Source organism: Variovorax sp. P4_D9 (genome assembly GCF_056401695.1).
Genome location: NZ_JBFUIU010000851.1, coordinates 1 through 3,689 on the forward strand (window position 1 = coordinate 1; position 3,689 = coordinate 3,689).

The following is a 3,689-nucleotide window of genomic DNA, read 5'->3' on the forward strand; positions in this document are numbered from 1 at the left end:
CTCCAGAGGCCGACCGCCACCATCGCGGCCAGGTGGTCGGGACCGGTCAGCGGATGCAGGAAGCCGGCGAGAAATCCGTGGTGCAACCCGGCATCGACACCGGTGTGCGCATTGGCGGCCAGGGGCAGCAGTGCGAGGAAGGGGACGGTGCGGAGGAGTCGCATGGTGGCAGTCCTTGTTGTTGAATGGCGGGAGGAAGACTCAGACGATCGGTTGGTGCACGGTCACCAGCTTAGTGCCGTCGGGAAACGTGGCTTCGACCTGGATGTCCGGGATCATCTCGGCGATGCCGTCCATGACGTCGGCGCGCGTCAGCACGGCGCGGCCCTCGCTCATCAGCGCGGCGACGCTCTTTCCGTCGCGAGCACCCTCCATCACGGCGGCCGAGATCAGCGCCACGGCCTCGGGGTAGTTGAGCTTGAGCCCGCGGGCCCGGCGCCGTTCGGCCAGCAGGGCTGCGGTGAAGATCAGCAGCTTGTCTTTTTCGCGCGGTGTGAGTTCCATGGGTGCGGAGGTGGCGTCTTGGGCAGGCCATTATGGGCAGTCGTCATGCTTTGCAACAGTCGTGCCGTGGCACGACTGTTGCACCAATGCGGTGTGGATATTCCAGCCATTCCCCCCGCTCCGAGCGACGAAGCGCCGCAGCGCATCGTCAAAGTCCGGCGCGACTACAACAGCTGGGTCGCCCGCGAGACGCTGGAGGACTACGCGCTGCGCTACACGCCGCAGCGCTTCCGCCGGATGTCCGAGTGGCGGGTGGCGAGCACCGCCTTCGGCGGTGCCGCGTCCTTCCTGATCCTCGAGGCGGTCGGCGCCACGCTGCTGGTGCAGTACGGCTTCGTCAACGCCTTCTGGGCCATCCTGGTCACCGGGCTGATCATCTTCCTGGCCGGCCTGCCGATCAGCGTCTACGCGGCGCGCTACGGCGTCGACATGGACCTGCTCACGCGCGGTGCCGGCTTCGGCTACATCGGTTCGACGCTGACCTCGCTGATCTACGCCTCGTTCACCTTCATCTTCTTCGCCCTCGAGGCTGCGGTGATGGCCTATGCGCTCGAGCTGGCGCTCGGCATCCCGCCGGTCTGGGGCTACCTGGTCTGCGCGCTGGTGGTGATCCCGCTGGTCACGCACGGCATCTCGGCCATCAGCCGGCTGCAGGTCTGGACCCAGCCGATCTGGCTGCTGATGCTGGTGGTGCCCTTCGGCTACGTGCTGGCGCGCGATCCTGGTGCGTTCTCGGGGGTCACGCACTACATCGGTGTCAGGTCGAAGGTGGATGGCTTCGATCTGCACCTCTTCGGTGCCGCGCTGACGGTCGGCATCGCCCTGATCACGCAGATGGGCGAGCAGGCCGACTACCTGCGCTTCATGCCGGCGCGCATGGTCGCCAACCGCGGCCGCTGGTGGGCCGGCGTGCTGGCGGGCGGGCCCGGCTGGGTGGTGCTCGGCGTGCTCAAGATGCTCGGCGGCGCCTTGCTAGCCTACCTGGCGATCAGCCACATGGTGCCGCCGGAGCGCGCGGTCGACCCGAACCAGATGTACCTGGCGGCCTACGAGTACGTGTTCCCGAACTTCGGCTGGGCGGTGGCGGCGACCGCGATCTTCGTCGTCATCTCGCAGCTCAAGATCAACGTCACCAACGCCTATGCCGGGTCGCTGGCCTGGAGCAACTTCTTCTCGCGCGTCACGCACAGCCATCCGGGCCGCGTGGTGTGGGTGGTCTTCAACGCGCTGATCGCCTTCATGCTGATGGAGATGAACGTATTCGAGGCGCTCGGCGACGTGCTCGGCCTCTACGCCAACATCGCGATCGCCTGGATGATGGCGGTAGTGGCCGACCTGGTCATCAACAAGCCGCTGGGCCTCTCGCCGCCGGGCATCGAGTTCAAGCGCGCCCACCTGTGGGACATCAACCCGGTCGGCGTCGGCGCGATGGCGCTGGCCTCGGTGCTGTCGATCACCGCGCACCTGGGCGTGTTCGGCCCGCTGGCGCAGGCGTTCTCGGCGCTGATCGCGCTGGGCACCGCCTTCGTCACGGCGCCGCTGATCGCCTGGGCGACGCGCGGCAAGTACTACATCGCCCGGGTCTCGGACGAGGACGGCGCCGCGCCCTTCGCGCCGTCGACACGCCGCTCGGCGATCCGCTGGGCGCGGGTCGAGTCCGGTGCCGGCAGCTACCGCCGCCTGGTCACGCAGCGCTGCGTGATCTGCGAGCGCGAATACGAAGGCCCGGACATGGCGCACTGCCCCGCCTACCAGGGCGCGATCTGTTCGCTCTGCTGCACGCTGGACGCGCGCTGCGGCGACCTCTGCAAGCCGCAGGCGAGCCTGTCGGCGCAGTGGTCGGGAGGGTTGCGATGGCTGCTGCCGCGCCGTGTCTGGCCTTACCTCGACACCGGACTCGGCCACTTCCTGCTGCTGATGCTGATCGTCGTGCCGTTGCTGGCGGCCGTCTTCGGCGTGCTGTACCAGCAGGAGCTCCGGGCGCTCGCCGAAGGGGCCTTCAGTGAAGCGACGATGCTCGGCATGCAGCCGGCGTCGCTGCGTTCGGGCTTCCTCAAGGCCTACATGGCACTGCTCTTGATCGCCGGCATCGTCGCCTGGTGGCTGGTGCTGGCGCACCAGAGCCGCAAGGTGGCGCAGGAGGAATCGAATCGGCAGACCCACCTGCTGGTGCGCGAGATCGAGCTGCACCGCAAGACCGACCATGCGCTGCAGGCGGCCAAGCAGAGCGCCGACCAGGCCCGCAGCCTGGCGGAGGAAGCCAGGCGCGCGGCCGACCAGGCCAACCAGGCCAAGAGCCGCTACATCAGCGCCATCAGCCATGAGCTGCGCACGCCGCTCAACAGCATCCTGGGTTACGCGCAGCTGATGGGCGAGGATGCCGCGGTGCCGCCGCATCGGCAGCAGGCGGTGGCGGTGATCAAGCGCGGCGGCGAGCACCTGCTGTCGCTGATCGAAGGCACGCTGGACATCGCCCACATCGAGGCCGGCAAGCTGACGCTGAATGCACGGCCGATGCTGTTCGCGGACCTCATGAGCGAGCTGGCCGACATGTTCGAGCTGGAAGCCGCCGAGAAGGGCCTGGCCTTCCGCTTCGAGCCCAGCGGCAGCCTGCCCGAGCTGGTGCGCGCCGACGAGAAGCGGGTGCGGCAGATCCTCATCAACCTGCTGGGTAACGCGATCAAGTTCACCGCCGCCGGCCAGGTCACGCTGCGGCTGCGCTATGCGCGCGAGTTCGCCGCGATCGAGATCGAGGACACCGGGCCGGGCATGTCGGTGGAAGAACTCGGCCGCATCTTCGAGCCTTTCGCGCGCGGCGCCACGGCCGGGCCGGCAGCACCCGGTGCCGGCCTCGGGCTGACGATCGCCAAGATGCTGATCGACTTGATGGGCGGCGAGATGCGCGTGCAGAGCACGCCCGGCGTCGGCTCTGTGTTCAGCGTGCGGCTGTTCCTGCCGCGCGTGCACGAGCTGCCCGCCGGTATCGGACGCCGCCTGCCGGCACCGGCGGCACGGCCGCGGCGCGGCTACGAGGGCCGGCGCCGTCGCTTGCTGGTGGTCGACAACGAGGAGGCCGATCGAGAGCTATTGGTGCAGGTGCTCGCGCCGCTGGGTTTCGAGCTGCGCACCGCCGCCAGCGGCCACGATGCGCTGGACCTGATCGCGGCCGGCTGGCATCCCCATGC

3 protein-coding genes are annotated in these 3,689 nt (G+C 68.7%); 1 reads left to right on the forward strand and 2 read right to left on the reverse strand.

The window, feature by feature from the left end; all coding sequences use genetic code 11:
- A partial coding sequence (locus AC1DY5_RS46745) for a HupE/UreJ family protein (protein ID WP_478121190.1) occupies window positions 1-164 on the reverse strand: 164 nt, incomplete at its 3' end.
- Window positions 165-201: 37 nt separating this feature from the next.
- A complete protein-coding gene (locus AC1DY5_RS46750) occupies window positions 202-504 on the reverse strand; it encodes an urease subunit gamma (protein WP_286369833.1) in 303 nt (100 codons plus the stop codon).
- 45 nt (window positions 505-549) lie between these two features.
- On the opposite strand from AC1DY5_RS46750, the gene AC1DY5_RS46755 reads away from it, so the two are divergent.
- Window positions 550-3,689 (forward strand): ATP-binding protein (locus AC1DY5_RS46755; RefSeq protein ID WP_478121189.1); only part of this gene is annotated, 3,140 nt, incomplete at its 3' end.

What these genes read in the sequence shown, in the direction of transcription:
- AC1DY5_RS46750 (WP_286369833.1), bottom strand. Translation starts at nt 504, where the DNA reads ATGGAACTCACACCGCGCGAAAAAGACAAGCTGCTGATCTTCACCGCA.